This window comes from Streptomyces sp. NPDC000229 (genome assembly GCF_040300825.1).
Lineage (GTDB): Bacteria > Actinomycetota > Actinomycetes > Streptomycetales > Streptomycetaceae > Streptomyces.
Genome location: NZ_JBEPEL010000055.1, coordinates 23423 through 49157, shown reverse-complemented (window position 1 = coordinate 49157; position 25735 = coordinate 23423). Strand labels below are relative to the sequence as shown.

Genomic DNA, 25735 nt, shown 5'->3' with positions numbered 1-25735 from the left:
CACCTCGGTTCTCTCACCTCCGGGCGGGGGCTCGCCGCCCCCGGGGTGGTGGGGCGCCCTTCCCGTACGCGCCTGGACCCTTCCCGTACCCGCCTGCGCCCGCGAGCCGGCGGGCGCCGTCAGGGGCGCGGTAGGGCCTACGGCTCGAACTTGTAGCCGAGTCCGCGGACGGTGACCAGGTAGCGCGGGGCGCCCGGGTCGGGTTCGATCTTGGCGCGGAGGCGCTTGACGTGGACGTCGAGGGTCTTGGTGTCGCCGACGTAGTCCGCGCCCCACACCCGGTCGATCAGCTGCATACGGGTCAGCACCCGGCCCGCGTTGCGCAGCAGCATCTCCAGCAGGTCGAACTCCTTCAGCGGCAGGTCGACCTTGCCGCCCGCCACCGTGACGACGTGGCGGTCCACGTCCATCCGGACCGGCCCGGCCTCCAGGGCCGCCGGGGCGACCTCCTCCGGTTCGCCGCGGCGGCGCAGCACCGCGCGGATGCGGGCGACGAGCTCGCGGGACGAGAAGGGCTTCGTGACGTAGTCGTCGGCTCCTATCTCCAGTCCCACGACCTTGTCGATCTCGCTGTCCTTGGCGGTCACCATGATGACCGGGACGTTCGACCGGCCGCGCAGCTGGCGGCAGACCTCGGTGCCGGGCAGACCGGGCAGCATGAGGTCGAGCAGGACGAGGTCGGCGCCGTTGCGCTCGAACTCATCCAGCCCCTCGGGCCCGGTGGTCGCCACGGCGACCTCGAAGCCTTCCTTGCGGAGCATGTAGGACAGGGCGTCGCTGAAGGATTCCTCATCCTCGACGACGAGCACTCGGGTCACGGAAGGACCTCCGGGGCTGTGAGCGGTTCGGTGGTGGTGTGGTCGTGGTGGGACCGGGAAGAGCGGTCCCGTCCGGCGCCGGCCTCGGGGAGCCGGAGGGTGAAGGTGGAGCCCTGACCCTCGGTGCTCCACACGGTGACCTCCCCGCCGTGGGAGGCGGCCACGTGCTTGACGATGGCGAGGCCCAGCCCCGTACCGCCGGTGGCGCGGGAGCGGGCGGGGTCGACACGGTAGAAGCGCTCGAAGATGCGCTCCTTGTCCTTGTCGGGGATGCCTATGCCCTGGTCGGTGACGGCTATCTCGATCAAGTCGCCGCCGGGCGCGGTGACGCGGCGGGCGGCGATGCCGACCCGGGTGTGGGCCGGGGAGTAGTTCACGGCGTTCTCGACGAGGTTGCCCAGGGCGGCGGCGAGCTGGCCGCGGTGTCCCCAGACGTGCAGGTCGGCGGTGCCTCCGGCGGCCATGGTGATCTGTTTGGTGGAGGCGGGCTGCCGGGAGCGGTCGATGGCCTCGGCGACGAGCTCGTCGACCCGGACGGGCTCGGCGTCGTCCAGCGGGTCGTCGTTCTGCACCCGGGAGAGGTCGATGAGCTCCTGGACGAGGTTGGTGAGCCGGGTGGCCTCTATCTGCATCCGCCCGGCGAAGCGCATGACGGCCTCGGGGTCGTCGGAGGCGTCCATGACGGCCTCGGAGAGCAGGGACAGGGCGCCGACGGGCGTCTTGAGTTCATGGCTGACGTTGGCGACGAAGTCGCGTCGTACGGCTTCTATACGGCGGGCCTCGGTGAGGTCCTCGACCAGGAGCAGGACGAGGCGGGAGCCGAGGGGGGCGACACGGGCGGAGACGGCGAGGGCCTCGCCGCGGCCGGTGCCGCGCCGGGGGAGGTCCAGCTCCACCTGCCGTATCTCGCCGTCGCGGCGGGTGTCGCGGGCCATGTGGAGCATGGGCTCGACGGCGAGCTTGCCGCCGCGGACGAGCCCGAGCGCGTACGCCGCGGAGCTGGCCTTGACGACGGAGTCGCTCTCGTCGAGGACGACCGCGGAGGAGCGCAGCACGGAAAGGACCGTGTCCACGCCGGGCGGCAGTACCGCGTCCGTGTGGAGGGAGGTCCGGGTGGGTCTCGCCTGGTCGCGCTCGCTCCAGCGGAACGCCAGCATGGCGATCACGCCGGTGCACGCTCCGGCGATCGCGGCCAATGCGGCGACCGCCGCGTTCACGTCCATGCGTCCAGGTTATGCGGGGCCGCGGACACTCTCCCAGCCATCGGGGGGCGTGCTCGAACAGTCGTCGCCCAGAGTTCACCGAGGGGAAAGTGACGGTTCACTTGAGAGGGAGGCCCCGGACTTTTTGGACTCGGACCGTGGGAGCGTAGGGGCCCGAGCCCACCCGGACCCCTGAGGTTCGCACTGAGAGAGGGACATCCATGCGGGACGCGTACCACGAGGAACTGGACTCGATCGGCGAGGGCCTGGTCGAAATGGCCCGGCTGGTCGGGTCGGCGGTCGGGCGCGCCACGACGGCGATGCTCGACGCGGATCTGAAGCTGGCGGAGGCCGTGATCGCGGCCGACCAGAAGGTCGACGACCTTCAGCACGACCTGGAGGCCCGGGCGATAGCCCTGCTGGCGCGCCAGCAGCCCGTCGCGACCGATCTGCGCATCGTGGTGACCTCGCTGCGGATGAGCGCGGACCTGGAGCGCTCCGGTGACCTGGCCCAGCACGTCGCCAAGCTGGCCCGGCTGCGCTTCCCGGACCACGCCGTGCCGCGTGACCTGCACGCCACGATCCTGGAGATGGGGCAGCTGGCGCAGCGCCTGATGGCGAAGGCGGCGGAGGTCATCATCACCAAGGACGTCGACCTGGCGCTCCAGCTGGAGCACGACGACGACGAGATGGACCGCCTGCACCGCACGCTGTTCCAGCACCTGATGGACGACCGCTGGAAGCACGGCATCGAGACGGCGGTCGACGTCACCCTGCTGGGCCGTTACTACGAGCGCTTCGCCGACCACGCGGTCTCGGTCGCCAAGCGCGTCGTCTACCTGGTGACGGGCGAGCATGCCGACGAGCTCCAGCAGGCGGAGGCACCGGTCGAGGGCGCCTGACGGGGCGGACCGGAGGGCAGCCCTCCGCGCGGCCCTGGGCCTGCGGGGCAGCGCGCGGGGCGCCCGCCGGGGGTGTCGCACGTCTGTGCGCCGTTGATGCGCCCTGCCGCGCGGGCATGCAATGGGGAGAGGCGACGTACGCCTTGGAACGTACGCCTTCGAGGAGGGACCCATGGCAGATACGCCCATGACCGACCCCGAGCTGGAAGTGCACGTCGAAGTGCTCCGCCCGCCCGTGCTGGGTGCGTGCGGCTGCGGCTCCGGCTGCGGCTGCGGCTGCCAGTCGGGCGCACCGTGCCAGTGCGGCGGCTGCTGCGGCTGACCCGCCGGGCGTTTCACCGAGGGCCCCGTCCAGGTACTGGACGGGGCCCTTCGGCGTTCAGCGACGTGCTTACTTCGTGCCCTGGGTTTCGACCGCCCGGTTTTCAGCGGGTCAGAGAGGAGCTCACCGCGACTGCCCGCGGACTGGCGGTCGTTGCTGGTCGTGTCGGTCGTTGGTGGTTGACGCCGGAGGTTCCACGGAGGTTCCAGGGTCCGGCCCGGCTCGGGCCGGACCTGCTGCTGTCCCCGGCGGCGGGTCGCTGACGTCAACGATCCCGCCAGCGGCCAAAACCGGCGACCGCGCCGCACCCGGATTGCCTTTTCGACTCCGCCACCAAACGGCTTCGTAATCCAGTGAGGCGGAGATCAGGCGATCCAGCCCTGCGTACCGCAGGCATTCGCTGTCGCGCTCGTCCAGCAAGCGGGAGTGCTCGGAGACTCAGCGATTCGGCGGACTCCATCCGTTACCCGTTTGCCCTGGTTGAGCTGTCGGGTGGGATAGATCCTGCCAGAGTGTAGGTGATCTCGACCGGGGGTGGCGCGTGCCCCTGACCGCACCCTCGGTTCTGCGCCGCCTTCGCGGCGGGAAACCTGTGCGCAGAGGGGCCGGGCCCGTCCGATTGCGGTCTACATCCAGGAAAGGCGACCTTCATGGATCTGGAAGTGCATTTCCGGCGTATTTCCGTGAGTAAGATCTCCGATCCCGGCAGCAATGCCGAGGTCGAGTTCACACTCGCGGCCAACGGCCAGACGCAGAAGTTCGTGAACAACGATCTACCCGTCGGCATCACTCCCATCAACCGCACCTTCCTGGTACGCGTCCCACCGACATCCACCCTGAACATCGCTGTCGGAGGGGTGGAGAAGGACGTCAGCAGCGCTGACGATGCGCTTCCCGGCTTCATCCGACGATTCGGTGCGGCTGACAACTTCGGCATGGGCGTCCACTCCATTCCGGCGAGCAACACCCACATGACCTACCTCATGGACTTCGAAGTCCGGCCGGCGCCCGGCCTGCTCACCACCCTCACCGGTACCGCGACCCTGACCACCACGGACGACCGCGCCCGCGGCCCGTTCACCACCCCCATCGCCGTGGAGCTGTTCTTCAACGACCCACGCACCGAAGTCAGCATCAGCTCCATTCCTCCCGTCACGGTGCAAACTGGCAACGGCCCGGTAACCGTCACCCACACGGGAGGAGGCAACGGCACCTTCGACAAGAACACAGGCACCATGCGCCTGCCGGCCGGCCTCCACTTTGACCTTCCGTTTCCTGCCAGTGACTCGACTTTGTCGCTGACGCTCACTACGGGAAGGGCCGGAGGACTGATCGGGACACCGCTGAATCGCACTACTGGTGGCATCCGACTCGTCGGCGCCGCCACCTTCACGGGAGGCACACTCGCCGGGAAGGAAGGCACGCTCGCCCTCGATGGCGAACTTACAGAGCTTCCGTAACCGCGAACGGCCGGCGGCGGTGAAGGCCCGTCCGACCTGAACTGCGGGTCGCCGGGCGGGACTCTCCTGGCGCAGACGTCTCAAGGAGGGGGAACCCGGCGTGAGTCCGCCCTACATGACATCGACGTCGACAGCGGCACCCTGCACGTGGTGCAGCGACTCGAGCTGAGCCTGAGCAAGGCCGTGTGCGCACCCCCGAAGAGCGGAAAGCTGCGTGAGATGCCTCTGCCCGACCCCGCGGCGGAGGCCCTGCAGGAGCACATCAAGCGGCTCCCGCCGGGGGGATCAAGCCCGTGGATGCGGGCGAACGGCCAGGCGGTGACCCGGCGGCTCATCTTCACGGGCCCGAACGGTGGGCGTCTGGCGTACGTCGCTGGACGAGAACGCGTCCGTGCTTCTGGACGCCGGGGAGAGCATCAAGACCCTCGCGGAGTACCTGGGGCATTCCGACCCCGGCCTGACTCTGCGGGTGTACGCGCACCTCGTGCCGAGCAGCCGGGACCGGGCTCGGAAAGCTCTCGGCGGGGCACTCAGGCCGCAAGACCCTACGGGCTGGACATGAAAATGCCTCCCACCTGCGCTGTTTGCGCAGGTGGGAGGCATGATCACCAACTCTACTTCTTCTTGCCCTGGTTCTTGACCGCCTCGATGGCCGCCTTGGCGGCCTCGGGGTCCAGGTAGGTGCCGCCCGGCTTGAGCGGCTTGAAGTCGGCGTCCAGCTCGTAGACCAGCGGGATGCCCGTGGGGATGTTCAGGCCCGCGATGTCGGCGTCGGAGATGCCGTCCAGGTGCTTGACCAGGGCGCGGAGGCTGTTGCCGTGGGCGGCGACGAGGACCGTGCGGCCGGTCAGGAGGTCGGGGACGATGCCGTCGTACCAGTACGGCAGCATGCGGACGACGACGTCCTTGAGGCACTCGGTGCGGGGGCGGAGCTCCGGCGGGATGGTGGCGTACCGCGCGTCGCCCGCCTGGGAGAACTCGTTGTCGTCGGCGAGGACCGGCGGCGGGGTGTCGTAGGAACGGCGCCACAGCATGAACTGCTCCTCGCCGAACTCGGCGAGCGTCTGCGCCTTGTCCTTGCCCTGCAGCGCGCCGTAGTGCCGCTCGTTCAGGCGCCAGGAGCGGTGGACCGGGATCCAGTGGCGGTCGGCGGCCTCCAGGGCGAGCTGCGCGGTGCGGATGGCGCGCTTCTGGAGGGAGGTGTGCAGCACGTCGGGGAGCAGACCGGCGTCCTTGAGCAGCTCACCGCCGCGGACAGCCTCCTTCTCGCCCTTCTCGGTGAGGTTGACGTCCACCCAGCCGGTGAACAGGTTCTTCGCGTTCCATTCGCTCTCGCCGTGGCGGAGGAGGATCAGCTTGTACGGTGCGTCGGCCATGCGTACGAGATTAATGGACGGCGATGACGCTTGACGGCTCGCGTCAATTGAGTGGCCGCCCGGAAACAGCGCCTCGTAATGTGCGATCGCCGGGTCAGCCGCTTACGGGGGGTATGTATGTCCATCACCACGCTCAAACGGGCGGCCAGGGAGAGCGTTTCGGGCCTGCCGCGCGCGTTCTGGTGGCTGTGGGCGAGCACGCTGATCAACCGGCTCGGCGCCTTCGTCGCGACCTTCATGGCGCTGTACCTCACCCTGGACCGCGGCTATTCGGCTTCGTACGCGGGTCTCGTCGCCTCCCTCCACGGGCTCGGCGGCGTCATGTCGTCGCTCGGCGCGGGGGTGATGACCGACCGGCTCGGCCGGCGTCCCACGATGCTGATCGCCCAGGTGTCGACGGCCCTCTCCGTCGCCGTGCTCGGCTTCATGGAGCATCCGGTCGCCATCGCCGCGGTCGCCTTCGTGGTCGGCGCCGCCTCGAGCGCCTCGCGGCCCGCCGTGCAGGCGATGATGGCGGACATCGTCCGGCCCGAGGACCGGGTGCGGGCGTTCTCGCTCAACTACTGGGCGATCAACCTCGGCTTCGCCATCTCGGCGGCGGGCGCCGGTTTCATCGCCGAGTACAGCTATCTCGCCGGCTTCCTCGGCGAGGCCGTGCTGACCCTGCTCTGCGCGGTGCTCGTCTTCGTCAAGATCCCCGAGTCCCGTCCCCTCCAGGTCCCCTCCGCCACCGGCAAGGCGGTGGTGCCGGAGGCCGGGCTGGGGAGCGTGCTGCGCGACGGGCGGTTCATGGGCGTGGTGGGCCTCTCCTTCCTCATCTCGCTGATCTTCCAGCAGGGGTACGTGGGCCTGCCGGTGGCCATGGGCACGGACGGGTTCGGCGCCGCGGACTTCGGACTGGCGATGGCGGTGAACGGCGTGCTGATAGTGGCGCTGCAGATCCCGGTCACCCGGTACATCGAGCACCGCGACCCGCGCCGGCTGCTGATCGTCTCCTCGCTGCTGGCCGGGTACGGCTTCGGCCTCACCGCCTTCGCCGGGTCGGTCGCCGTCTACGCGCTGACCGTCTGCGTCTGGACGCTCGCCGAGATCGTCAACGCCCCGACGCAGACGGGCCTGGTGGTGCGGCTCTCCCCGGTTCACGGCCGTGGCCGCTACCAGGGCGTGTACACGATGTCGTGGTCGGTCGCCGCGCTGATCGCCCCGCTGATGTCCGGGTGGGTGATCGACCGGTTCGGCGCGGAGTGGCTGTGGGGGGCGTGCGCGGTCCTCGGCACGGTGGCCGGGCTCGGCTACTGGCTGCTGATGCGGAACCTGCCGGAGGAGAAGGAGGAGGAGCCGGTCGTCACGGCCCCCTCTCCTCAGGCGGCGGTCACCGCCTGAGGAGGGCGCGCCGGCCGCGGGGTGCGGTGACCATGCCATGAGGCTCAGAGGGACGGCGGCGCGCGTTACGTGGCCGGACGGGTCAGGTGGCTGAACGCGTCCAGGTTGCGGGTGGACTCGCCGCGCGAGACGCGCCAGGCGTACTCCTTGCGGATCGCCGTCGCGAAACCCAGTTCCAGAAGCGTGTTGAACGCCCCGTCCGCCGCCTCCAGGACCGAGCCGAGCACCCGGTCCAGCTCCTCCGGGGTGACCGCGGACAGCGGCAGCTTGCCGGTCAGGTAGATGTCACCGAGGCCGTCGACCGCGTACGCCACCCCGTACAGCCGCAGGTTCCGCTCCAGCAGCCAGCGGTGTACGCGCGCCTCGTTCTCGTCGGGGTGCCGGATCACGAACGCGTTCAGGGACAGCGAGTGGCGGCCCAGGCGCAGCGACAGCGTGGTGGACAGCTTGCGCGTACCGGGAAGGGTGACGACGTACGAGCCGGGCTCCGGGGACTCCCAGGACAACTCGGCGTCGGTCAGCGCGGACTCGATGATCTTCCGGGCGTCAGCCATGACGCGAGCGTACGCCACGGCGGTGTTCGTGCATGGCGGCGGTGTACACGTCCGCCGTACCCGACGCCGCCGTGTCCCAGCCGAACGACCCGGCGTGCCGGGCCGCCGCCGCGCCCAGGCGGCCGGCCAGCGACGGGTCGACGACGAAGCGGCGCAGCGCGGCCGCGTAGTCCGCCGGGTTGTGGCCCTGCACCAGGAAGCCGGTCGAGCCGTCCTTCACCGCCACCGGCAGCCCGCCCACCGCCGCGGCGACGACCGGCGTACCGGCCGCCTGCGCCTCGATGGCGACGAGCCCGAAGGACTCGCTGTACGAGGGCATGACGAGGACGGACGCCGCCCGGAACCAGTCGGCGAGCCGCTCCTGGTCGACGGGCGGGTGGAAGCGCACGACGTCGGCGATGCCCAGCCGCGCGGCGAGCTTCTGCAGTCCCTCGGGCTTGGCGAGGCCGCTGCCGCTGGGCCCGCCGACGACCGGGACGAGCATCCGGGACCGCAGCGACGGGTCCTTCTCCAGCAGCAGGGCCGCTGCCCGCAGCAGGATGTCGGGGGCCTTCAGGGGCTGGATGCGCCCCGCGAAGACGGGGATGAACGCGTCGGCGGGCAGTCCGAGCCGGGCGCGGGCGGCGGCCCGCCCGTCCGCCGGGCGGAACCGGTCGAGGTTGACGCCCGGGTGCACGACCGCGACCTTCGACGGTTCGGCCTCGTAGAAGCGGACGAGCTCGTCCGCCTCCCCCGAGGTGTTGGCGATCAGCCGGTCGGCCGCCCGCACGATCTGGGTCTCGCCGATGACCCGCGCCGCCGGTTCGGGGGTGTCGCCCTCGGCGAGCGCCGCGTTCTTGACCTTGGCCATGGTGTGCATCGCGTGCACGAGCGGGACGCCCCACCGCTCGGCGGCGAGCCAGCCGACGTGGCCGGAGAGCCAGTAGTGGGAGTGGACGAGGTCGTAGTGGCCGGGCCGGTGCCCCGCCCAGGCACGCATGACGCCGTGGGTGAAGGCGCACAGCTGGGCGGGCAGCTCCTCCTTGGCGAGCCCTTCGTAGGGGCCGGCGTCCACGTGCCGGACGAGCACGCCCGGCGCCAGCTCCACGGCCGGGGGCAGCCCGCCGGCGGTGGCCCGGGTGAATATCTCGACCTCGATGTTGATCGCGGCGAGGCGCTTGGCCAGCTCGACGATGTAGACGTTCATGCCGCCCGCGTCGCCCGTCCCGGGCTGGTGCAGCGGGGAGGTGTGGACGCTCAGCATGGCGACCCGGCGCGGGACCCGCGCCCGGCCGGGCAGCCGAAGGCGGGGCGGGGCGCCGAGCCGGTGCGGCGTCGCCAGACTGCCGGCGAACCGGGACACGTACTGGCTCACGTCGGCAGTCCTTCCGCTGTGCGGGCACGGCAAGCGGAGGACACGCACGCGCCTGTGCGCACCGCCCTCCCGTCAGCGACAACAGCGGGCCGCGCCCCTTCATTTCCGCTTTGCCAATTCATTACGCGTACGGAGAGGCGTTCGCGCACCGCTTACCCTCGTCCCCATGGCCCCGCGCACCACCCGCCCCGCCGGGACCCGCCCCGTCGGCACTCCGACCCGCGGGACCACCAACCCCAACCGCCTGCGCCGTATGGACCGCTGGATCGCCGCGGTCCACGGCACGGCGCTGCGCCGCAGCGCGCTGCCGCCCACGGCGGTGGACCTCGGTTACGGCGCCGCCCCCTGGACCGCCGTCGAGCTGCTGCACCGGCTGCGCGGCGACGCCGACCCGCGCACCCGGGTGGTGGGCGTCGAGATCGAGCCCGCCCGGGTGGCGGCGGCGCAGCCGTACGCGCGCGACGGCCTCGCCTTCGTGCACGGCGGCTTCGAGGTGCCGGTGGACGGTGCCCCGGCGCTGATCCGGGCGGCGAACGTGCTGCGCCAGTACGACGAGGACGAGGTCGCGGCGGTGTGGGCGCGGCTGTGCGCGCGGCTCGCACCCGGCGGGCTGCTGGTGGAGGGGACGTGTGACGAGATCGGGCGGCGTCACGTCTGGGTGGCGCTGGGTCCGGAGGGGCCGCGGACGGTGACGTTCGCGACGCGGCTCGGGTCGCTGGAGCGACCTTCGGACCTGGCGGAGCGCCTGCCGAAGGCGCTGATCCACCGGAACGTGCCGGGCGAACCGGTGCACGCGTTCCTGCGGGACTTCGACCGGGCGTGGGCGGCGGCGGCCCCGTACGCGTCGCTGGGTGCCCGGCAGCGGTGGATCAGGACGGCGCGGGACCTGGCGGGCGACTGGCCGCTGGTGGACGGCCGGCGGCGGTGGCGGCAGGGCGAAGTGACGGTACGGTGGTCGGCGCTCGCGCCGGGCGCGTACTGAACCCGCCTCGCGCCGGACGGAACGCCCGTCGGTGATCTTTCGTCCCACCCTGGTGGGTGCGACTCTGTCGTTTTCGCGGGCCTCATGGCACCATCTCGATCGACACCCGAAGTTACTGACGGTAAATCAGATGGGATATGGGGGGAGTCCGTGAACCGACGCCGCTGCGCCACCGCCGCGATCACCGTGGTCTGCGCTCTGACCGTGCTGGCGTCACCGGTCCAGGCGGCGTACGCGGCCCCCACCCCGCCCCCTCCCCCGGCCTCGTCCCCGCCTCCCCCCGGCAAGAGCCTCGAAGAGGTGCGCCGGGAGATCGACGCCCTGTACCGCCAGGCGGCCTCCGCGACCGACGCGTACAACCTCGCCGAAGAGCGGGCGAAGAAGCAGTCGGCCGAGATCGTGAGGCTGGCACAGGCGATCGTGGAGGGCCAGGCCCGGATCGAGGACCTGAAGAACCGGGCCGGCGCGGCCGCCCGCGCCCAGTACCGCAACGGCGGCATACCCGACGAGGCGCAACTGGTCCTCACCGACGACCCGCAGCTCTTCCTGAACGGCGTCGGCCGCCTCCAGCAGGGCCAGAAGGCGACCAAGGACCTCCTCGCCGAACTGAAGCAGCGGCAGGCGGACTTGGAGGCGTACACCAAGGACGCCAGTGCGCACTGGACCGAGCTGGAGGCCGGCCGGGTCCAGCAGGCGAAGACGAAGAAGCAGATCGAGACCAAGATCGCCGAAGCGAAGAAGCTGGAGTCCCGGCTGGAGGCCGACGAGCGGGAGCGGCTGCTGCGGCTGGAGCGGGACGAGCAGGACAGGGCCCAGACGGCGTGGCTCGGCTCCGGCGTGCTCAAGGAGATCGGCGGCAGCGCGAGCCCGCGGGGCAAGAAGGCCATCGAGTTCGCGACGGCCCAGCTCGGCAAGCCGTACGTGTGGGGCGCGGAGGGCCCGGGGTCGTACGACTGCTCGGGGCTCACGTCCCAGGCGTGGGCGGCGGCCGGGACGGGCATACCGCGCACCTCGCAGGAGCAGTGGCGGCTGCTGCCCCGGATCGACGTCGAGGACATGCGGCCCGGCGACCTGATCATCTACCACGCGGACGCCAGCCACGTCGGCCTCTACATCGGCGACGGCGCGATCATCCACGCCCCCCGGCCGGGACGGAACGTGACGGTGGCGGGCGCGGGCTCGATGGCGATCCTCGGGGTGGTCCGCCCGGACAAGTGAGACGTGCGGCACTCCGCCACCCCCTGCCGGATACGTCCCGGGATGTGACAGGGCCAACAGAAGGCGCGTGACGTTCGTCATGACGCGGTGCCCAACTACCTCCCGCTGCGCGGCATATGCCATCGGCTCTTCGCCGATCACCATTCCGTTCGGCCGCCGCGGACCGCTATGGTCCCCGTCGGGTGGTGCGTCGACCGACGCGCCACCGCGCCCTCGGGGGGAGGGAAGGAAACCACACCGATGCCCGTACCCGTACCGCGACAGAGGGTGAGCACTCCGAACCAGGCAGCGGTCACCCAGGCCGCCGCCGTCGGCACGGACCTCGTCCTCCTGGTGATCGAGGACGATCCGGCGGGCACGTTCACCGTTCCGGAGCTGGTCGACGCGTCCGGCAGCCGGGTCCGTATCCGTACCGCCCGGAACCTCACCGAGGCCGAGCGGCTCCTCACCGACGACGTGCACTGCGTGCTCGTCGACCTCGCGCTCGCCGCCTGCCGGCCGGAGGACGACCGGCTGGCACCCCTGCACCATGTGCTGCGCCTCGCGCCGCGGCACGCCGTCCTGGCGCTGACCCCGTCGGGCGACGCCGAGCTGGCGGCCGCGGCGCTGCACGCCGGGGCGCAGGACCACCTGTGCCGCGAGGAGCTGGACGGGCCGCTGCTCAGCCGGGCCATCCGGTACGCCGTGGAGCGCAAGCGGGCCGACTCGGTACAGGTGAAGCTGGCCGAGTCGCGGCTGCGCGCGCAGGAGAACGCCCGCCTGGAGCGGGGCCTGCTGCCCACGCCGCTGCTCCAGGGCTCCGACCTGCGCTTCGCGGCCCGTTACCGGCCCGGGCGCTCGCGGGCGCTGCTGGGCGGCGACTTCTACGACACGGTGCGGACGCCGGACGGGACCGTCCACGCCATGATCGGCGACGTGTGCGGGCACGGGCCGGACGAGGCCGCGCTCGGGGTCGAACTGCGCATCGCGTGGCGGGCGCTGACGCTGGCGGGCCTGTGCGGCGACGAGCTGCTGTCGACGCTCCAGCAGGTGCTGGAGCACGAGCGGGACAACGAGGAGATCTTCGCGACCCTGTGCACGGTCGACATCGCGCCGGACGGACGCCGCGCCGGGCTGTGCCTGGCGGGCCACCCCTCGCCGCTGATCGCCCGGCACGGCCGGGCGGCGCAGCTCCTTCCGTACGAGGACGGCGGCCCGGCCCTGGGGCTGCTGCCGCGCGCCCGCTGGCCGCGGCGGCAGGTGGAGCTGGGCGGTTCGTGGAGCCTGATGATGTACACGGACGGCCTGATCGAGGGCCGCTCGGCGGGGCCGGGGTCACCGCGGCTGGGCCAGGACGGCATGCTCGAGATGGTCAACCGCCAGCTGTCGCAGGGCCTGGGCGGCGAGGAGCTGCTGGAGGCCGCGGTGGCGGAGGTGCGGCAGCTGAACGGCGGGGAGCTGACGGACGACGTGGCGGTGCTGCTGCTCGCGCGCGAACGGACGGCCGCCGACCGCGCGACGCGCCCCGGCCGGGCGGCGGACCGCCGGTCACCGCGCCGCCGCTGAGGCCTGCCGGCCGGGGGGCCGACCGCCGCTGAGGCCCTGCTGAACCGTGGCCGTCCGGTGAGCCGTGCCGTCAGCGGCCGCCGTTGTAGGGGCCGTACGGCCCGTCGCTGCTGGAGCCGCCGCCGCGCCGGCCGCCACGGCCACCGCCGGACACCTGCTGGAGGGCCGGCCGTACGTCGACCATGAACACGATCGACGCGACGAGACCGGCGATCTGCAGGAACAACATCGGTACGACCAGGTTCACCACGACCGTGACACCCAGGATGATCAACCAGAACATCTTGGTCTGTTTGTCGGCGGCGCGGTAGGCGTCCTCGCGTGCCGTCGCCGCGATGAACAGGGCGACCACGGCGATCAGGAGCATGGCGAGGTTGAGCAGAAAGAGGAACGTACTGAATCCTGCGAGCAACATGCTGAGCACCGCCTAGTCAGTGAGTGAAGCGCCTCGCGGCCAAGGTACCGGTACAACGCCCCGGCCACCGCGAACGTGCCCACCGCCCCGCCACGGAGGCGCGCCGCAGGGGCCGCCCGCCCCTCGCGGGAAGGGGAGGGTTCCGGCCCCTGCGAAACGGATCGGCGTTACTGGTCCGTCGCCGTCGTCTTCTTCGCCGCCGGCTTGCGCGGCGCCGGGGCCTTCTTCGCCGGGGCGGTCCTCTTCTCGGCGGACTCCTTGGCCTCCGGCTTCGGCTCCTCGGCCTTCGGCTCCGGGTCGGGCTCGACCGCGATGGCGATCTCGTTGATCTCCTCGGCGGCCTCGCCGCGCCACTGCTTCACGGCCTGTTCGCCGTGCTCGGCGACCTTCTCGTACGTCTCCCGCGCCTTTACCGCGTACTCGGCCGCGACGCCGACGCTCCGCAGCGCCAGGTGCTGGGCGCTCTCGCCCAGCTTCTTCAGGTCCGTGTCCAGGGAACCGAGCACCTCGGTGACCTTGGCCTGCACGGTGGCCTGGGCCTCCTTGGCCTGGGTGCTCACCTTCTCCTGCACGGTCTTGGGGTCGGTGTTGCGCACCGCGTCGATGCGGGCGGGCGCCTCCGCGGCGATCTGCTCGATCAGGCCGGGCACCTTCTTCGCCTGCTGTACGGCGAGGTCGGCCGTACCGGCGGCGAAGTAGAGGGGCGTGCGGAGTTCTTCGATGATGGCCACGACTGTGGTCCTCCCGGATCGCAGAGTCAGACTTCGGGTGAGGTGCCGTCCTCGGTGGTGTTATCGGCACCTTTCGTCTCCGTATCGAGTCCGTTCTCCTTGCGGAACGAGTCGTAGATCTGGAGCAGCACCTGCTTCTGCCGCTCGTTGATCGACGGGTCCGCGAGGATGACGGCACGCGTCTCCAGCTCCTCGCGCTCCCGCTCGTCCAGGATCCCGGCCCGCACGTACAGCGTCTCGGCGGAGATCCGCAGGGCCTTGGCGACCTGCTGGAGCACCTCCGCGCTCGGCTTGCGCAGCCCGCGCTCGATCTGGCTCAGATACGGATTGGACACCCCGGCGGCTTCGGCGAGCTGACGCAGGGACAGCTGCGCGCTGCGCCGCTGTTCGCGCAAGTACTCGCCGAGATTGCCGACGTTGAGTGATGCCATGCCTCGATGGTGCACCCACTTGCTAACTTTTGCAAGCAGGCGCTTGCAAAAGTGTTCCGGTCGCGCCGCTGCCGCGGATGTGACTTCCAGCGTCAGCCGTCACATTTCAGCGCTTGTTGTCACGGCTGTGACGTGCAGATCGGTGCATAGGATCACCCGCACATCGGGCGCGACCGCCGCCAAACCCGTCGGCTTCGATTGGCTGGACCCGGTCGGCGTATGCATCGACGTCATTGCCGTTCCGGAACCCAAGACGGCGACGAAGAATCGTGTGCACGTCGATCTCGCCACCACCTCTGCGGCCCATCAGGCGGAGTTGGTCGCGCGCCTTGAGGCTCTCGGTGCGACGCCCGCCCACGTGGGCCAGGGCGACGTGCCGTGGACGGTCCTCGCCGACCCGGAGGGCAACGAGTTCTGCGTGCTGGAGTCTCGGGAGATGTACCGGGACACCGGGCCGATCGCCCGGGTGGTGGTCGACTGCGCGGATCCGCGGGCCATGGCCCATTTCTGGGACGAGGCGATGGACTGGACCCTGCACGAGGTGACGGACGACCACGCGGTGTGGTGCTCGGCCAAGGGTGTCGGCCCGTATCTTGAGTTCCTCCGCTCGCCCGACGTGAAGACGGTGCCGGACCGCGTCCATCTTGACCTGGTGCCGGACCCTGGTGACGACAGAGCAGCGGAGGTCGCCCGGCTGCGGGCCCTCGGCGCCGCCGGCCTCGACGTCGGCCAGGGCGACGTCCCGTGGACGTGTCTCACCGACCCGGAGGGTCACGAGTTCTGCGTCCTCGCCCGGTCCTGACACGGAGCCTCGTCCCCGTGGGTGGGCTCGGTATCCCGGTCAATCCGGGGCGCCGAGAGCTTGTGCGTCGGGTCGCGATCGGCTTGCTCGCCGAAAGGTCAGCCGCGAAGCCGAAGGCCGGAAGCAGGCGGGCATCCTCCAGACCCTCGGCCCCATGATGACGACCGGTACTGACGAGGAATCCAGGCTGGGCGATGGCGTCGGGCCCGGCGCCAGGAGAACCAGCGCATCGGCGTGCCGTCCGCGATACGCGTATGAGCCAGGTCCCGCACGGTGCACGACACCTCGTCGCCCGCTGTCCGCCAGGTCACCGTCCAGCGGCGGGTCCACCACGGCCCCGGGCGCGCAAGCAGGTCGTGGCACTGCTCACCATCGGCTTCGGGGCTCGCCCTCCCGGCTCCTCGTGGCCGCCCTCGCCGTCGCGTTCACCGGGCCGCACCGGCCGCGTGCCCTGCGCGGGGCCGGTGCGGGCCAGGCGCTCAAGGCCGCCGCAGCGGTGGGGGCAGCGGGCGGCTGTGCAGGACGTCGAGGCGGGAGACCGCGCGGGTGAGGACCACGTACAGCCGGTTCAGCCCGCGCGGTTCGGCCGCCACGATGTCGGCGGGTTCGGCGACGACGACGTGGTCGTACTCCAGGCCCTTGGCGAGTGTGGCGGGCAGCACCGTCACCCGCGGCCCCGCCAGGCCCGCCGCCTCCAGTGCGGCGCGCAGCCCGACGGCCTCGCGCTCCGTGGCGATCACCCCGATGGAGCCCTCCCGGTTCAGCGCCCTTCGCACGGCACGGGCCACGGCCTCCCGTACGTCCGGCACCTCGCGGACCGCCACCTCGCCGTCCCGGCGCAGCGACCGGCCGGGCGGCACGTCCACGTCGAGGGCGTCCAGCAGCCGGTTGGCGAGGGCGACGACGCCCGCCGGGACGCGGAACCCGGCCGTCAGGGCGACCACGGGTACCGACTTCCGGCCCAGATGGGCCAGTTGCTCCGCCCAGTCGCGGGCGGCCCAGGGGGTGGTGCCCTGCGCCAGGTCGCCGAGGACGGTCAGCGACCCGAAGTCCGCGCGGCGGGCGATCGCGCGGCACTGCATCGGGGAGAGGTCCTGGGCCTCGTCGATCACGATGTGGCCGTAGCCGGCGGGGCGCTCGACCAGACCGGCGAGCTCGTCGAGCAGGACCAGGTCGGCCGCGGACCACTTCGCCGACCGGTACGAACGCGGGGGCCGCCGCCACCGGATCGCGCCCCGCTCGGCCCCGGTGAGCGCCGGGTCGCGCGGGTCGGCCAGCACCCCGGCGAGGACCTCCTCGGGCGTGACCTTCGGCCAGCACGCGTCCAGGAACGCCGTCACCGCCCGCGCCCGCCCGATCCGCTGCGCCCACGCCCCGCTCCTCGGCCCGGCCCGCCGCTCCGCCCGGAGCTGGATCGCCCGCACCACCCGGCTGCGCACCCGCTCGCGCCCCACCGCGTAGGGCGGCGCCTCCGCCCGTACACCGGCGACGATCTCCGCCAGCTCCTCCAGCGGCACCCGCCACCGGTAGGAGCCGTCCGGCACGGCCAGCGGCTCGGCGGGCGCGCCGACGCGCGCGTACAGAGCACGGTGCAGGACGTCGGCCATGCGGGCGTCGTGCTTGACCACCTCGGCCTCGGGCGAGTCGCGGGCGCGCACCTCGTGGCCCCGGTCGATCTCGTCCTCGATCGTCGACTGCCGGACGTCCGACTCGCCGAGCGCGGGCAGGACTTCGGAGACGTACGACAGGAACGTGCGGTTCGGGCCGAGGATCAGCAGGCCGCCGCGGCGGATGCGCTGTGGGTGGGTGTAGAGCAGGTACGCCGCCCGGTGCAGGCCGACGGCGGTCTTTCCGGTACCGGGGGCGCCCTGGACGCAGAGGGATTCGGTGAGCCCGGCGCGTACGAGGTCGTCCTGCTCGGGCTGGATGGTGGCGGCGATGTCCCGCATGGGCCCGACGCGGGGGCGTTCGATCTCCCCGGCGAGGATCGCGCTCGGCGCACCGGGCTCCCCCGCGGCCAGGTTCTCGTCCTCCAGCCCGGTCAGGTCCGCCGAGTCGCCGTCGCTGAACGGCGCCCAGCCGAACCTCCGTCGTACCAGGACGCCTTGGGGGTCGCGGGCGCTCGCCTGGTAGAAGGGGCGCGCGACGGGGGCGCGCCAGTCGATGACGAGCGGCGGGGCGGCCGGGTGTTCGGCGATGCGGCGGCGGCCGATGTGGTGCCGCCGGCCGTCCTTGTGGTCGAGGCGGCCGAAGAACAGCGGGCCGTGCGGTTCCTCGCGCAACTCCTTGGCCCGGGTGCGTAGATGGTAGCCGAGGGCTTCGGCGTCGGCACCCGACGCGGAGACGTCCTCTCCGGTGACGACATGGTGGGCGGCGCCGTCGACCATGCGGTTCAGGGCGGCGCGGCAGGTGTCGTGGTGGGTCCGTTCCTTGCTCAGTTCATGGTCGAGTGACGTCATACGAACCAGGATAACGTTACTGAGTCTCATTTCTTATCGAGTTGCAATATGAACAGAGGATGACACGGAGCGTAATTCGACGTGCACGCAGGCGTAACAAACGGCATCGCGTTGACACTCTCCGTGGTCGGAAGCTAACTTCTCGGCGTCGTCGCCACACCTGGAGCACGAGGCTCCATCGGGACTAGCGACGCGAAGGACTTCCCAGTTGACGACTGAGACCGTCTTCGAGATTCAGCCCTTCACCGCTTCCGACACAGCTGCCGGACTGTTCACCGTCCAGCCCTACACCGCCCACTGCCAGGTGATCTGCGCCGAAGGCGCCCATGCCGTGATCGGCGTCTCCCCCGGCAACAGTTACTTCTCCGCCCAGCGCGTCATCGATCTGGCCCGCTGGGGCACCGCCCACTTCGACCAGGTGGACTTCGTCTATACCGACCTCCATGTGGCCGAGATGTACGAGGCGTCCGGCTATGCCGCCGAGGACGCCCGCCGCAAAGCGGTGAAGAACCTGCGGGGCGTACGGGCCAAGGTCACCAATGCCGTCGCGGCCGTCGACCCCGACGGACGGCGCCTGCGGGCCCATCCCATGTCGGCGTTCCTGGACAACCCGGCGTACCGGGAGATCCACCGGCACCTCCTGAACCGGCTGGACACGGACCAGGACTTCCGTGCGACCTGCGACGCGCTCATCGACGCCTTCCTCTCCTCCAAGGTCCTGGACGGGAAAGCCCCGACGGCCCGCCAGCGCGAGGTGTGCGTCGAGTACGTCTGCGCCGAGGCGCCGCTGTTCCTGGACACCCCCGCCATCCTGGGCGTGCCGTCGTCCCTCAACTGCTACCACCAGCTGCTGCCGATGGCCGAGCTGCTCTACTCGCGCGGCTCCGGGCTGCGCGCCTCACGCAACCAGGGCCACGCGATCGTGACCCCCGCAGCACCCTCGGAATCCGCTGAAGGAGAACCCTCCGATGTCCGTTGAGACACTGCCCGACGAGCTCCTCGACTTCCCGTTCTCCTGGCGCGGTGACCAGATCCCCGCCGAGGTGGAGCTGTTGCGCAAGGAGCACCCGGTCAAGCGGGTGCGGACCATCGCCGGTGACGAGGCGTGGCTGGTGTCCTCCCACGCGCTGTGCAAGCAGGTCCTGGAGGACCCGCGCTTCAGCCTCAAGGACACCTCGGCGCCGGGCGTGCCCCGGCAGTACGCGCTGACGATCCCGCCCGAGGTCGTCAACAACATGGGCAACATCACCGGGGCCGGCCTGCGCAAGGCCGTGCTCAAGGCGCTCAACCCCAAGGCACCGGGCCTGGTGGAGTGGATGCGGTCGGCCGCCGCCGACCTGGTCGACCGCATCCTCGCCGACGGGGCGCCGGGGGACCTGCGGGGGCAGTTCGCCGACCCGTACTCCGCCGCCATGCACTGCCACATCCTCGGCATCCCGCAGGCGGACGCGCCGCGGCTGATGCGGAGCCTGGACATCGCGTTCATGAACTCCGCCTGTCCGGTCACCGGTGCCAAGCTCAACTGGGACCGCGACATCGCCTACATGATCGAGCGGCTCGACGACCCCGCCACGACCGGTCTGATGGCCGAACTCGCCGCGCTGCGCGAGGACCCGGAGTACGACCACCTCACCGACGAGATGCTGGCGACGGTCGGCGTGACCATGTTCGGCGCCGGGGTGATCTCCACCGCCGGCTTCCTGACCATGGCCCTGGTCTCGCTCATCCAGCACCCGGAGCTGAAGGCCGAACTCCTCGCGGACCGCACCAAGATCCCGGCGGCCGTCGACGAGCTGCTGCGGATCAACCTCTCCATCGGCGACGGCCTGCCGCGCCTCGCCACGGAGGACGTGACGCTCGGGGACGTGGAGGTGAAGAAGGGCGAACTCGTCCTGGTGCTGGTCGAGGGGGCCAACTTCGACCCGGAGGCGTTCCGCGACCCGCAGACCGTGGACCTCACCCGCGAGAACAACACGGATCACCTCTCCTTCGGGGGCGGGCGGCACTACTGCCCCGCGACCGCGCTCGGCAAGAAGCACGCGGAGATCGCCCTGGAGACCGTGCTCGACCGGATGCCCGGTCTTCAACTCGCCGTGCCGATCGAGCAGTTGGTCTGGCGGACGGGGTTCATGAAGCGGATCCCGGAGCGGCTGCCCGTGATGTGGTGACCGGCCGCTGAGGGGCCCGGACCGCCACTGCCGGAGGAGGGAGCGGCGGTTCCGGGTCCGGGTTTTGGGAGGGGCACCCCGGCGGGCCGGTCCCCGCCGGCGGCCCCGCCCCTCAGAGGGAGAGCCCCTCCGCCAGTTGCCGGAAGGCCAGGTCGGCGGCGGCCACCGCGTCCGCCTCCACCGCGTCGGCGGCCTCACCGGCCTCGATCCGCCGCCAGTTCTCCTCCGCCAGGATCCGCTGTACGGCGACGACCTGACCCGCCGCGAGACGGTCCCGCAGCCCGCCGCCCCCCAGCGCGTCCGCCAGCGCCCGTTCGGACGCGCCCTGGTAGGCGTACAGCCGCGCGACCAGGCTGGGCGTGCCGTACAGCAGCCGGTGGAAGGCGAGCACGTCCGGCTCGTCGCTCAGGCCGGTCACCGGGTCGCGGCGCGCCAGCCCGTCGGTGAAGTGGCGGTGCAGCGCCTGGAGCGGGCCGACGCCCCCCAGCCGCCCCGAGACGACGCGCGCCGCCTCCTCGCGGTGGTCGGCGAACCGGTGCAGGACCAGGTCCTCCTTGGCCGGGAAGTACCGGAAGAGCGTCGGCTTGGAGACCTCGGCGGCCGCGGCGACCTCGGCGACCGACACCCGGTCGAAGCCCTTCTCCAGGAAGAGGGCGATCGCCGCTTCGGAGATCGTCCGGTACGTCCGCTGCTTCTTGCGCTCGCGCAGCCCCATGTCACCGCTCATGCCGCTGAGCCTACGCACCCGTTGACCTCAACCGAACTTGATGTTTCAGACTCGTCCCCGCGGGCGCCGGACCGGCCGGGCCAGGCCCGCGAACGGGAGGGGTGTGAGTGCGATGCGCGTGGTGCGGGCGATGAGGTTCGGCGGTCCGGAGGTCCTGGTCCCGGCCGACGTGCCGGAACCGGTGGCGGGGCCGGGGCAGGTGCTCGTGGAGGTCGCCGCGGTCGACACGATCTTCCTGGAGACGCAGCTGCGGTCCGGGACCGCCACCCAGTGGTTCCCCGTCGAACCGCCGTACGTCCCGGGCGGCGGCATCGCCGGTACGGTACGGGCGGTCGGTGCGGGCGTCGACGGGTCGCAGTGGCTCGGGCGCCGTGTGATCGCCTCGCTCGGCCTCACCGGCGGGTACGCCGAGCGCGCCGTCGCCGACCTGGAGTCGGTGGTGCCCGTACCGGACGGGCCGGCCTTCACGGACGCGGCGGCCCTCCTCCACGACGGCGTCACGGCGACCGCGCTGCTGGAGGCCACGGAGCTGAAGCCCGGTGAGACGGTGCTGATCGTGGGCGCGTCCGGCGGGATGGGCACGCTGCTGGTCCAGTTGGCGAAGGCGGCGGGTGCCCGGGTCGTCGGCACCGCGCGCGGCGAGCGGAAGGCGGCGCTCGTACGGGAGCTGGGCGCCGACGTGGTGGTCGACACGCGCTCCCCCGGCTGGGTCGGGCGCGCCCGGGAGGCCCTCGGCCCCGCCGGGGCGGACGTCGTACTGGACGGCGTCGGCGGCGAGGTGGGCGGGGCGGCCTTCGGGCTCGTGGCGGAGGGCGGACGGTTCTCCGCGCACGGGGCGCCGACCGGGGGCTTCGCGGAGGTGGACCCCGCGGCGGCGGAACGGCGGGGCGTGCGACTGCTAGGCATCGGCGACGTCCAGTTGGCGACGGAGACCTACACGCGGCTGGCCGGGCGGGCGCTCGCGGAGGCGGCGGCCGGGCGGCTGCGGCCGGTGATAGGCGGGACGTTCCCGCTGGAGCGGGCGGCCGAGGCGCACGCCGCGATCGAGGACCGGAGCCTGCTGGGCAAGGTGGTGCTCACGGTGTGACCCGGTCCACCAGGACCTGGACCCCGTCCAGTACGCGGTCCAGCCCGAATCGGAACTCGAAGTCCGGGTCGTCCGGCTGGTCCATCACTCCGGAGGCCGGCATCCGCGCGACGGCCGGGAAGCGGTCGGGGTCGGGCGAGCCGCCGCAGGGTGCGGGCGTATCGGGCCATGACCTGCTGGGGTGTCGCCGGTCGCACCGGCAACGCCCCCACACTCGCCCTCGCCCGGTGCGCCGGGCTCCTCGCGGTGGCGGTCGGCCTTGTCAGGTGCGCTGTTCCGTGTCCGTACGCGCTGAGCGGTGAGCGGCGGCGCGTACGGCGGTGAGCACCGGCTCCAGCGACATCACCACGCGCTCCGCCCCGGCCCGGCGCAGCAGGGCGACGCGGTCCTCGTCACCGCCGTGGCCGAGGAACGGCACGCCCGCCTCCCGGGCGGCCGTCAGGTCGTCGAGCGTGGCGCCGATCATCAGGGACGCCCCGGGCGCCGCGCCGAGCGAGGCGAGGGCCTGGTCGACGCGGCCGTGGACGTGCGGGCCGAAGCAGCCGGCCAGACCCCGGCCCATGAGGTACCGCCGCACCACCGCCGGGGAGGCGTCACCGACGACGGCGAGGCCCGTGCCCAGCGCGTGCAGGGTGCGGATCAGCGGGTCGGCGTACGGCGTGGGCCATGCTGCGGCAGCGGCGCGGGGACGGCAGAGGGGGCCGTCGAAACCGAACAGGACGTGCTCGGTGCCGCCGAGGACGTCGATGAGGTCGTCGTACACAGCTGCCGCCCGGGGGGTCGGGATCAGGGGTAGGACGAGGGTGCCAGATCGGGCCCGGGTCCGCACAGGCCCCGGACCCGGTCTAGAACACGTCCGGGCACCACGGCCGGCGCGAGGTGCGCAGCAGCACGTCCGCCACCGACGCGGCGCCCGGTGTCGACTCCTCCACCCGCCCGAGGGCCGCGAGGCGTACGGCCGACTCGTCGCCCAGGTACAGCGTCCCCAGCTCCGCCACGTCCATGGTGAGGTCCGGTGACGCGGTGCTCGGCGTGCACGACGCGCCCTCCGGCGAGGCCTCCAGCCGGAAGCGGCCCCCGGCCGGACCCGCCGGGTCGCGCAGCTCCAGCACGAGGGTGCCGGACCCCGCGTACGTACGCGCCTCGAGGGCCCGTACGACGTCGACGATCCGCACCCAGAGGAAGTCGGCGTGGGTCGTGACGCGCGCCGCCCTGGGGTCGGGCAGCAGCAGGGGCAGCAGGTCGTCGGGGGCGCGGAAGCCGCTCGTGACCGTGGTCATCCAGTCGATGGAGCAGACGAAGTGCCACAGCGCCCGCTCGGCGGCCGGGGTCACCGCGATCAGGTCGCGCACGGTCGCGGAGCAGAGCGGAAGCTTGGCCTCCCAGGTGTCGTCGGTGGAGTAGCAGACGTACCCCTCCACCTCCCCGTCCGGCCCTCGGTACGTCGCGTAGAAGGGTTCCGTCCAGGGCTGGTCGGGCAGGCGCGCGGCTCCCGTGCCGACGTCCCAGACGCGCTGGTCGCGGCTGACCATGCCGTGCCGGACGGCCCGGAGCCGGTCGTGGAGGTCGGGGCCGAGCTTGCGGATGTCGTCCGCCGTGACCAGGTCGACACGGCCGCCGTCGTCCGGTCCGGACCAGCGCGGGTCGAGGCCCGCGCGCCGTACGTCGACGGTCCACTCGGTGGTCCAGGCGGCCGGGCCGAACCCGTACCGCCCGTAGATCGGGTATTCGGCGGCGATCAGCGTCGAGAGGGCCTCGCCGCGTTCCCTGGCCGCCGCGAGGTCTGTCGCGATCATGCGGCTGAGCAGCCCGCGCCGCCGGTGCGTGGGCGAGACGGTCACGTTGGACACGGCGCTCGCGCGGACCCGGGCGCCTCCGGGGACGGTCAGCTCCTGCGCGAACGAGCGGTAGGTGGCGACGCAGCGCCCGTCGTCGAAGGCACCCTGGGTACGGGCGAGGTCCACGTACGGGCGCTTCTGCGTGACCTCTTCGTCCGGGACCACGGGCGGCTGCATGAAGCCGACGCGGCGGGCCCGCAGCCAGTCGGGGAACTCGGACTCGGTGACCGTGCGGACGTCGACACTCATGGCGTCACGCTAGGGGGAGCCGTCCGGCGTACGCATCCGGTTTTCCGGGCCCGCCTCCGGCCCCCGTGCCCCTGGCTCAGAACGCCGCGCGGATCTCGCCCACCCGCTCCCCGCCGCCCAGCAGCGGCGTGTCGGCGATGCGGCCGACCACCGGCCCCTCGACGCCGAGCATCCGCAGCGCCCGTGCGAGAACCGGGCCCATGGCCCGCCCGGAACCGTCGTCGATCTTGAAGGCGAGCGCCCGGCCGTCCGCCAGGGCCACCGCCTGGACCGCTTCGGCGCCCATCTTCGACAGCGCCCCCGGCACCTCCCGCATCAGCCAGGTGTCCGGGCGCCGCGTCCCGGCCACGTACTCGGGGTGCGCGCGCATCGCGTCGGCGACCTGCCGCTGCGGCGTCCCCGGCCCGGCGAGCACGTACGAGCGGAACGCCCGCGCGAGGCCCACCAGGCTGATCGCCATCAGCGGCGCGCCGCACCCGTCGGTTCCGACCACCGGCACGGTCTCGCCGGACGCGGCCTGCACCTCGTCGAGGATCAGCCGCTGGAGCGGGTGCTGCGGGTCCAGGTAGGAGGCCGGGTCCCAGCCGTTCAGCGCGCAGGCGGCCAGCATGGCCGCGTGCTTGCCGGAGCAGTTCATGGTGATCCGCTCCCGGACGCCGCCGGCGGCCAGGTACGTCTCGGCCTCCGCCGGGTCCAGCGGCAGGTCGGGCGGGGTGCGCAGGTCGCTCTCGGTGAACCCGTGCTCGGCGAGCATCTTGCGGGCGAGATCGAGGTGGAACGGCTCGCCCGAGTGGCTCGCCGCGGCCAGCGCCAGCCGCTCCCCGGACAGGTCCAGGCCCGCCCGCAGCAGCGCCGCGGCCTGCATGGGCTTGTTGGACGAGCGCGGGAAGACCGGCGCCGTCGGGTCGCCGGCCGACATCTCGACGGTGCCGTCCGGGGCCAGCAGGACCAGCGACCCCCGGTGATGGCCCTCGACGAAGCCGGAACGGACGACCTCGGCGAGGACCGGGGGTATGACGGTGGTGGCGGAGGAGGTCATGACGGCGGCCGGCCTTCCGGGACGGTGACCTGTCTCCCCGTCGTACTCAGCGGAGCAGGTCGTCTACTTGTGCTTCGCCTTCACGGTACCTGCGGGCGATCTCGGCGCTGCAATCGTCGGCGGTCCGCTGGAGCTGTTGGCGGCGCCGCGACACCTGCTGTTCGTAGCGGGCGAGCCGCCCCATCGCGGCGTGCAGCTCTTCGTCCGTTCGGGCGGTCAGGTCCGACAGCTCGACCTCCGACAGCATGTCGGCGGCCAGTCGCCGGTACTCCTCGCCGCGCGGGGTGGTGAGTGTCACATGCCGGGCCGAGGAGCGGTGCCGCGACGGGGTGTCCGCGAGGATCTCCGACAGCCGGTCCACGACCGGGACCTCCGCACCTCCCCGGCGTGCCAGCTCGGCGCGCAGGATGTCGATCCGGCCCTGGAGCAGTCTCCGTACGTAGCTCAGGTCCGCCTCGTCACCGTGGGAGTCCCGGCGCAGCGCGCGCAGCTCCGGCAGCCGCATGGTCTTCAGGTCGTGCTGCCGGGCTTCCGGCAGGACGGCGTCTCCGGTCCGCTGAACCGGGGGCCGCATCGCCCCTCTGCCACCGGCGCATGTCATCGGTACGGGATGTGGCGTCTGCCCGGCGCCAGGTGTGCTCATAGGAATCCGTCCCCTCGACCGGTGCTTGGG

Annotated in this window: 25 protein-coding genes and 1 pseudogene; 12 read left to right on the top strand and 14 right to left on the bottom strand. The window is 72.1% G+C overall.

Going from position 1 to position 25735, the window contains the following annotated elements; all coding sequences use genetic code 11:
• Positions 1 to 137: 137 nt before the first annotated feature.
• Positions 138 to 818, bottom strand: coding sequence for a response regulator transcription factor (locus tag ABT360_RS24220; RefSeq protein ID WP_064067557.1), 681 nt, complete (start codon positions 816 to 818; stop codon positions 138 to 140).
• The gene (locus ABT360_RS24215) at positions 815 to 2041 is read right to left on the bottom strand and encodes a sensor histidine kinase (RefSeq protein ID WP_351820197.1); all 1227 of its coding nucleotides are present in this window, start codon (positions 2039 to 2041) and stop codon (positions 815 to 817) included. The genes ABT360_RS24220 and ABT360_RS24215 overlap by 4 nt, the downstream gene beginning before the upstream one ends.
• A 200-nt stretch (positions 2042 to 2241) precedes the next feature.
• Here ABT360_RS24215 and phoU point away from each other — a divergent pair, with 200 nt between their 5' ends.
• The 4 genes and pseudogenes from phoU to ABT360_RS24195 form a co-directional block, all read left to right on the top strand.
• Positions 2242 to 2922 (top strand): phosphate signaling complex protein PhoU, encoded by a 681-nt coding sequence (gene phoU / locus ABT360_RS24210; protein WP_351820194.1) that lies wholly within the window; start codon positions 2242 to 2244, stop codon positions 2920 to 2922.
• A gap of 172 nt (positions 2923 to 3094) precedes the next feature.
• Positions 3095 to 3244: a hypothetical protein gene (locus ABT360_RS24205; RefSeq protein ID WP_351820191.1), complete on the top strand. Its 150-nt coding sequence runs from the start codon at positions 3095 to 3097 to the stop codon at positions 3242 to 3244.
• A gap of 650 nt (positions 3245 to 3894) precedes the next feature.
• Positions 3895 to 4704: a hypothetical protein gene (locus ABT360_RS24200; RefSeq protein WP_351820189.1), complete on the top strand. Its 810-nt coding sequence runs from the start codon at positions 3895 to 3897 to the stop codon at positions 4702 to 4704.
• A gap of 108 nt (positions 4705 to 4812) precedes the next feature.
• A pseudogene (locus ABT360_RS24195) lies at positions 4813 to 5266 on the top strand (site-specific integrase); the annotation flags it as partial.
• A gap of 52 nt (positions 5267 to 5318) precedes the next feature.
• On the opposite strand, the gene ABT360_RS24190 reads toward ABT360_RS24195, so the two are convergent.
• The gene (locus tag ABT360_RS24190) at positions 5319 to 6080 is read right to left on the bottom strand and encodes a phosphoglyceromutase (protein ID WP_351820186.1); all 762 of its coding nucleotides are present in this window, start codon (positions 6078 to 6080) and stop codon (positions 5319 to 5321) included.
• Between the two features lie 117 nt (positions 6081 to 6197).
• Here ABT360_RS24190 and ABT360_RS24185 point away from each other — a divergent pair, with 117 nt between their 5' ends.
• Complete coding sequence (locus tag ABT360_RS24185) at positions 6198 to 7463, top strand: MDR family MFS transporter (protein WP_351820183.1); 1266 nt, start codon at positions 6198 to 6200, stop codon at positions 7461 to 7463.
• Between the two features lie 65 nt (positions 7464 to 7528).
• Here ABT360_RS24185 and ABT360_RS24180 read toward each other — a convergent pair whose 3' ends face one another.
• Together ABT360_RS24180 and mshA are read right to left on the bottom strand one after the other, a co-directional pair.
• On the bottom strand, positions 7529 to 8017 hold the full coding sequence (locus ABT360_RS24180; RefSeq protein ID WP_351820180.1) for a YbjN domain-containing protein: 489 nt from the start codon (positions 8015 to 8017) through the stop codon (positions 7529 to 7531).
• Positions 8010 to 9371 (bottom strand): D-inositol-3-phosphate glycosyltransferase, encoded by a 1362-nt coding sequence (mshA, locus tag ABT360_RS24175; protein ID WP_351820177.1) that lies wholly within the window; start codon positions 9369 to 9371, stop codon positions 8010 to 8012. The genes ABT360_RS24180 and mshA overlap by 8 nt, the downstream gene beginning before the upstream one ends.
• A gap of 166 nt (positions 9372 to 9537) precedes the next feature.
• Between mshA and ABT360_RS24170 the strand changes: the two genes are divergently transcribed.
• The 3 genes from ABT360_RS24170 (at position 9538) to ABT360_RS24160 (ending at position 13116) form a co-directional block, all read left to right on the top strand.
• The gene (locus ABT360_RS24170; RefSeq protein ID WP_351820173.1) at positions 9538 to 10353 is read left to right on the top strand and encodes a class I SAM-dependent methyltransferase; all 816 of its coding nucleotides are present in this window, start codon (positions 9538 to 9540) and stop codon (positions 10351 to 10353) included.
• Between the two features lie 150 nt (positions 10354 to 10503).
• Positions 10504 to 11571, top strand: coding sequence for a C40 family peptidase (locus tag ABT360_RS24165; protein ID WP_351820170.1), 1068 nt, complete (start codon positions 10504 to 10506; stop codon positions 11569 to 11571).
• A 240-nt stretch (positions 11572 to 11811) separates the two neighbouring features.
• Positions 11812 to 13116: a PP2C family protein-serine/threonine phosphatase gene (locus ABT360_RS24160; protein WP_351820167.1), complete on the top strand. Its 1305-nt coding sequence runs from the start codon at positions 11812 to 11814 to the stop codon at positions 13114 to 13116.
• Between the two features lie 70 nt (positions 13117 to 13186).
• Here ABT360_RS24160 and ABT360_RS24155 read toward each other — a convergent pair whose 3' ends face one another.
• The 3 genes from ABT360_RS24155 to ABT360_RS24145 all read right to left on the bottom strand — a co-directional run bounded on the left by ABT360_RS24155 (position 13187) and on the right by ABT360_RS24145 (position 14693).
• Complete coding sequence (locus tag ABT360_RS24155; protein ID WP_351820164.1) at positions 13187 to 13531, bottom strand: DUF2516 family protein; 345 nt, start codon at positions 13529 to 13531, stop codon at positions 13187 to 13189.
• Positions 13532 to 13698: 167 nt separating this feature from the next.
• Positions 13699 to 14262, bottom strand: a complete 564-nt coding sequence (locus tag ABT360_RS24150; protein WP_351820161.1) for a hypothetical protein — start codon at positions 14260 to 14262, stop codon at positions 13699 to 13701.
• Positions 14263 to 14288: 26 nt separating this feature from the next.
• The gene (locus ABT360_RS24145) at positions 14289 to 14693 is read right to left on the bottom strand and encodes a helix-turn-helix domain-containing protein (RefSeq protein WP_351820158.1); all 405 of its coding nucleotides are present in this window, start codon (positions 14691 to 14693) and stop codon (positions 14289 to 14291) included.
• A 142-nt stretch (positions 14694 to 14835) separates the two neighbouring features.
• Here ABT360_RS24145 and ABT360_RS24140 point away from each other — a divergent pair, with 142 nt between their 5' ends.
• Positions 14836 to 15495, top strand: coding sequence for a VOC family protein (locus ABT360_RS24140; protein ID WP_444852318.1), 660 nt, complete (start codon positions 14836 to 14838; stop codon positions 15493 to 15495).
• A 479-nt stretch (positions 15496 to 15974) separates the two neighbouring features.
• Here ABT360_RS24140 and ABT360_RS24135 read toward each other — a convergent pair whose 3' ends face one another.
• The gene (locus ABT360_RS24135) at positions 15975 to 17954 is read right to left on the bottom strand and encodes a HelD family protein (RefSeq protein WP_351820155.1); all 1980 of its coding nucleotides are present in this window, start codon (positions 17952 to 17954) and stop codon (positions 15975 to 15977) included.
• A 208-nt stretch (positions 17955 to 18162) separates the two neighbouring features.
• On the opposite strand from ABT360_RS24135, the gene ABT360_RS24130 reads away from it, so the two are divergent.
• The gene (locus tag ABT360_RS24130) at positions 18163 to 18933 is read left to right on the top strand and encodes a tRNA-dependent cyclodipeptide synthase (RefSeq protein ID WP_351820152.1); all 771 of its coding nucleotides are present in this window, start codon (positions 18163 to 18165) and stop codon (positions 18931 to 18933) included.
• A complete protein-coding gene (locus tag ABT360_RS24125; protein WP_351820149.1) occupies positions 18923 to 20122 on the top strand; it encodes a cytochrome P450 in 1200 nt (399 codons plus the stop codon). The genes ABT360_RS24130 and ABT360_RS24125 overlap by 11 nt, the downstream gene beginning before the upstream one ends.
• 112 nt (positions 20123 to 20234) lie before the next feature.
• On the opposite strand, the gene ABT360_RS24120 is transcribed toward ABT360_RS24125, so the two are convergent.
• The gene (locus tag ABT360_RS24120; protein ID WP_351820146.1) at positions 20235 to 20849 is read right to left on the bottom strand and encodes a TetR/AcrR family transcriptional regulator; all 615 of its coding nucleotides are present in this window, start codon (positions 20847 to 20849) and stop codon (positions 20235 to 20237) included.
• Between the two features lie 112 nt (positions 20850 to 20961).
• On the opposite strand from ABT360_RS24120, the gene ABT360_RS24115 reads away from it, so the two are divergent.
• Positions 20962 to 21936, top strand: coding sequence for a zinc-binding dehydrogenase (locus ABT360_RS24115; protein ID WP_351820200.1), 975 nt, complete (start codon positions 20962 to 20964; stop codon positions 21934 to 21936).
• A gap of 262 nt (positions 21937 to 22198) precedes the next feature.
• On the opposite strand, the gene ABT360_RS24110 is transcribed toward ABT360_RS24115, so the two are convergent.
• The 4 genes from ABT360_RS24110 to ABT360_RS24095 form a co-directional block, all read right to left on the bottom strand.
• On the bottom strand, positions 22199 to 22699 hold the full coding sequence (locus ABT360_RS24110; protein WP_351820143.1) for an HAD family hydrolase: 501 nt from the start codon (positions 22697 to 22699) through the stop codon (positions 22199 to 22201).
• A gap of 82 nt (positions 22700 to 22781) precedes the next feature.
• Positions 22782 to 24023, bottom strand: a complete 1242-nt coding sequence (locus ABT360_RS24105; protein ID WP_351820140.1) for a GNAT family N-acetyltransferase — start codon at positions 24021 to 24023, stop codon at positions 22782 to 22784.
• A 76-nt stretch (positions 24024 to 24099) separates the two neighbouring features.
• Positions 24100 to 25062, bottom strand: coding sequence for an asparaginase (locus tag ABT360_RS24100; protein ID WP_351820137.1), 963 nt, complete (start codon positions 25060 to 25062; stop codon positions 24100 to 24102).
• Between the two features lie 46 nt (positions 25063 to 25108).
• Entirely contained in the window at positions 25109 to 25705 is a 597-nt protein-coding gene (locus tag ABT360_RS24095) for an RsiG family protein (protein ID WP_351820134.1), read from the bottom strand.
• Positions 25706 to 25735: the final 30 nt, after the last annotated feature.

Bases quoted from the DNA above. Each gene is read 5' to 3' on its own strand.
- ABT360_RS24215 (WP_351820197.1), bottom strand. From the start codon at position 2,041: ATGGACGTGAACGCGGCGGTCGCCGCATTGGCCGCGATCGCCGGAGCG.
- phoU (WP_351820194.1), top strand. From the start codon at position 2,242: ATGCGGGACGCGTACCACGAGGAACTGGACTCGATCGGCGAGGGCCTG.
- ABT360_RS24205 (WP_351820191.1), top strand. From the start codon at position 3,095: ATGGCAGATACGCCCATGACCGACCCCGAGCTGGAAGTGCACGTCGAA.
- ABT360_RS24200 (WP_351820189.1), top strand. From the start codon at position 3,895: ATGGATCTGGAAGTGCATTTCCGGCGTATTTCCGTGAGTAAGATCTCC.
- ABT360_RS24190 (WP_351820186.1), bottom strand. From the start codon at position 6,080: ATGGCCGACGCACCGTACAAGCTGATCCTCCTCCGCCACGGCGAGAGC.
- ABT360_RS24185 (WP_351820183.1), top strand. From the start codon at position 6,198: ATGTCCATCACCACGCTCAAACGGGCGGCCAGGGAGAGCGTTTCGGGC.
- ABT360_RS24180 (WP_351820180.1), bottom strand. From the start codon at position 8,017: ATGGCTGACGCCCGGAAGATCATCGAGTCCGCGCTGACCGACGCCGAG.
- ABT360_RS24170 (WP_351820173.1), top strand. From the start codon at position 9,538: ATGGCCCCGCGCACCACCCGCCCCGCCGGGACCCGCCCCGTCGGCACT.
- ABT360_RS24160 (WP_351820167.1), top strand. From the start codon at position 11,812: ATGCCCGTACCCGTACCGCGACAGAGGGTGAGCACTCCGAACCAGGCA.
- ABT360_RS24155 (WP_351820164.1), bottom strand. From the start codon at position 13,531: ATGTTGCTCGCAGGATTCAGTACGTTCCTCTTTCTGCTCAACCTCGCC.
- ABT360_RS24145 (WP_351820158.1), bottom strand. From the start codon at position 14,693: ATGGCATCACTCAACGTCGGCAATCTCGGCGAGTACTTGCGCGAACAG.
- ABT360_RS24135 (WP_351820155.1), bottom strand. From the start codon at position 17,954: ATGACGTCACTCGACCATGAACTGAGCAAGGAACGGACCCACCACGAC.
- ABT360_RS24125 (WP_351820149.1), top strand. From the start codon at position 18,923: ATGTCCGTTGAGACACTGCCCGACGAGCTCCTCGACTTCCCGTTCTCC.
- ABT360_RS24120 (WP_351820146.1), bottom strand. From the start codon at position 20,849: ATGAGCGGTGACATGGGGCTGCGCGAGCGCAAGAAGCAGCGGACGTAC.
- ABT360_RS24115 (WP_351820200.1), top strand. From the start codon at position 20,962: ATGCGCGTGGTGCGGGCGATGAGGTTCGGCGGTCCGGAGGTCCTGGTC.
- ABT360_RS24105 (WP_351820140.1), bottom strand. From the start codon at position 24,023: ATGAGTGTCGACGTCCGCACGGTCACCGAGTCCGAGTTCCCCGACTGG.
- ABT360_RS24100 (WP_351820137.1), bottom strand. From the start codon at position 25,062: ATGACCTCCTCCGCCACCACCGTCATACCCCCGGTCCTCGCCGAGGTC.
- ABT360_RS24095 (WP_351820134.1), bottom strand. From the start codon at position 25,705: ATGAGCACACCTGGCGCCGGGCAGACGCCACATCCCGTACCGATGACA.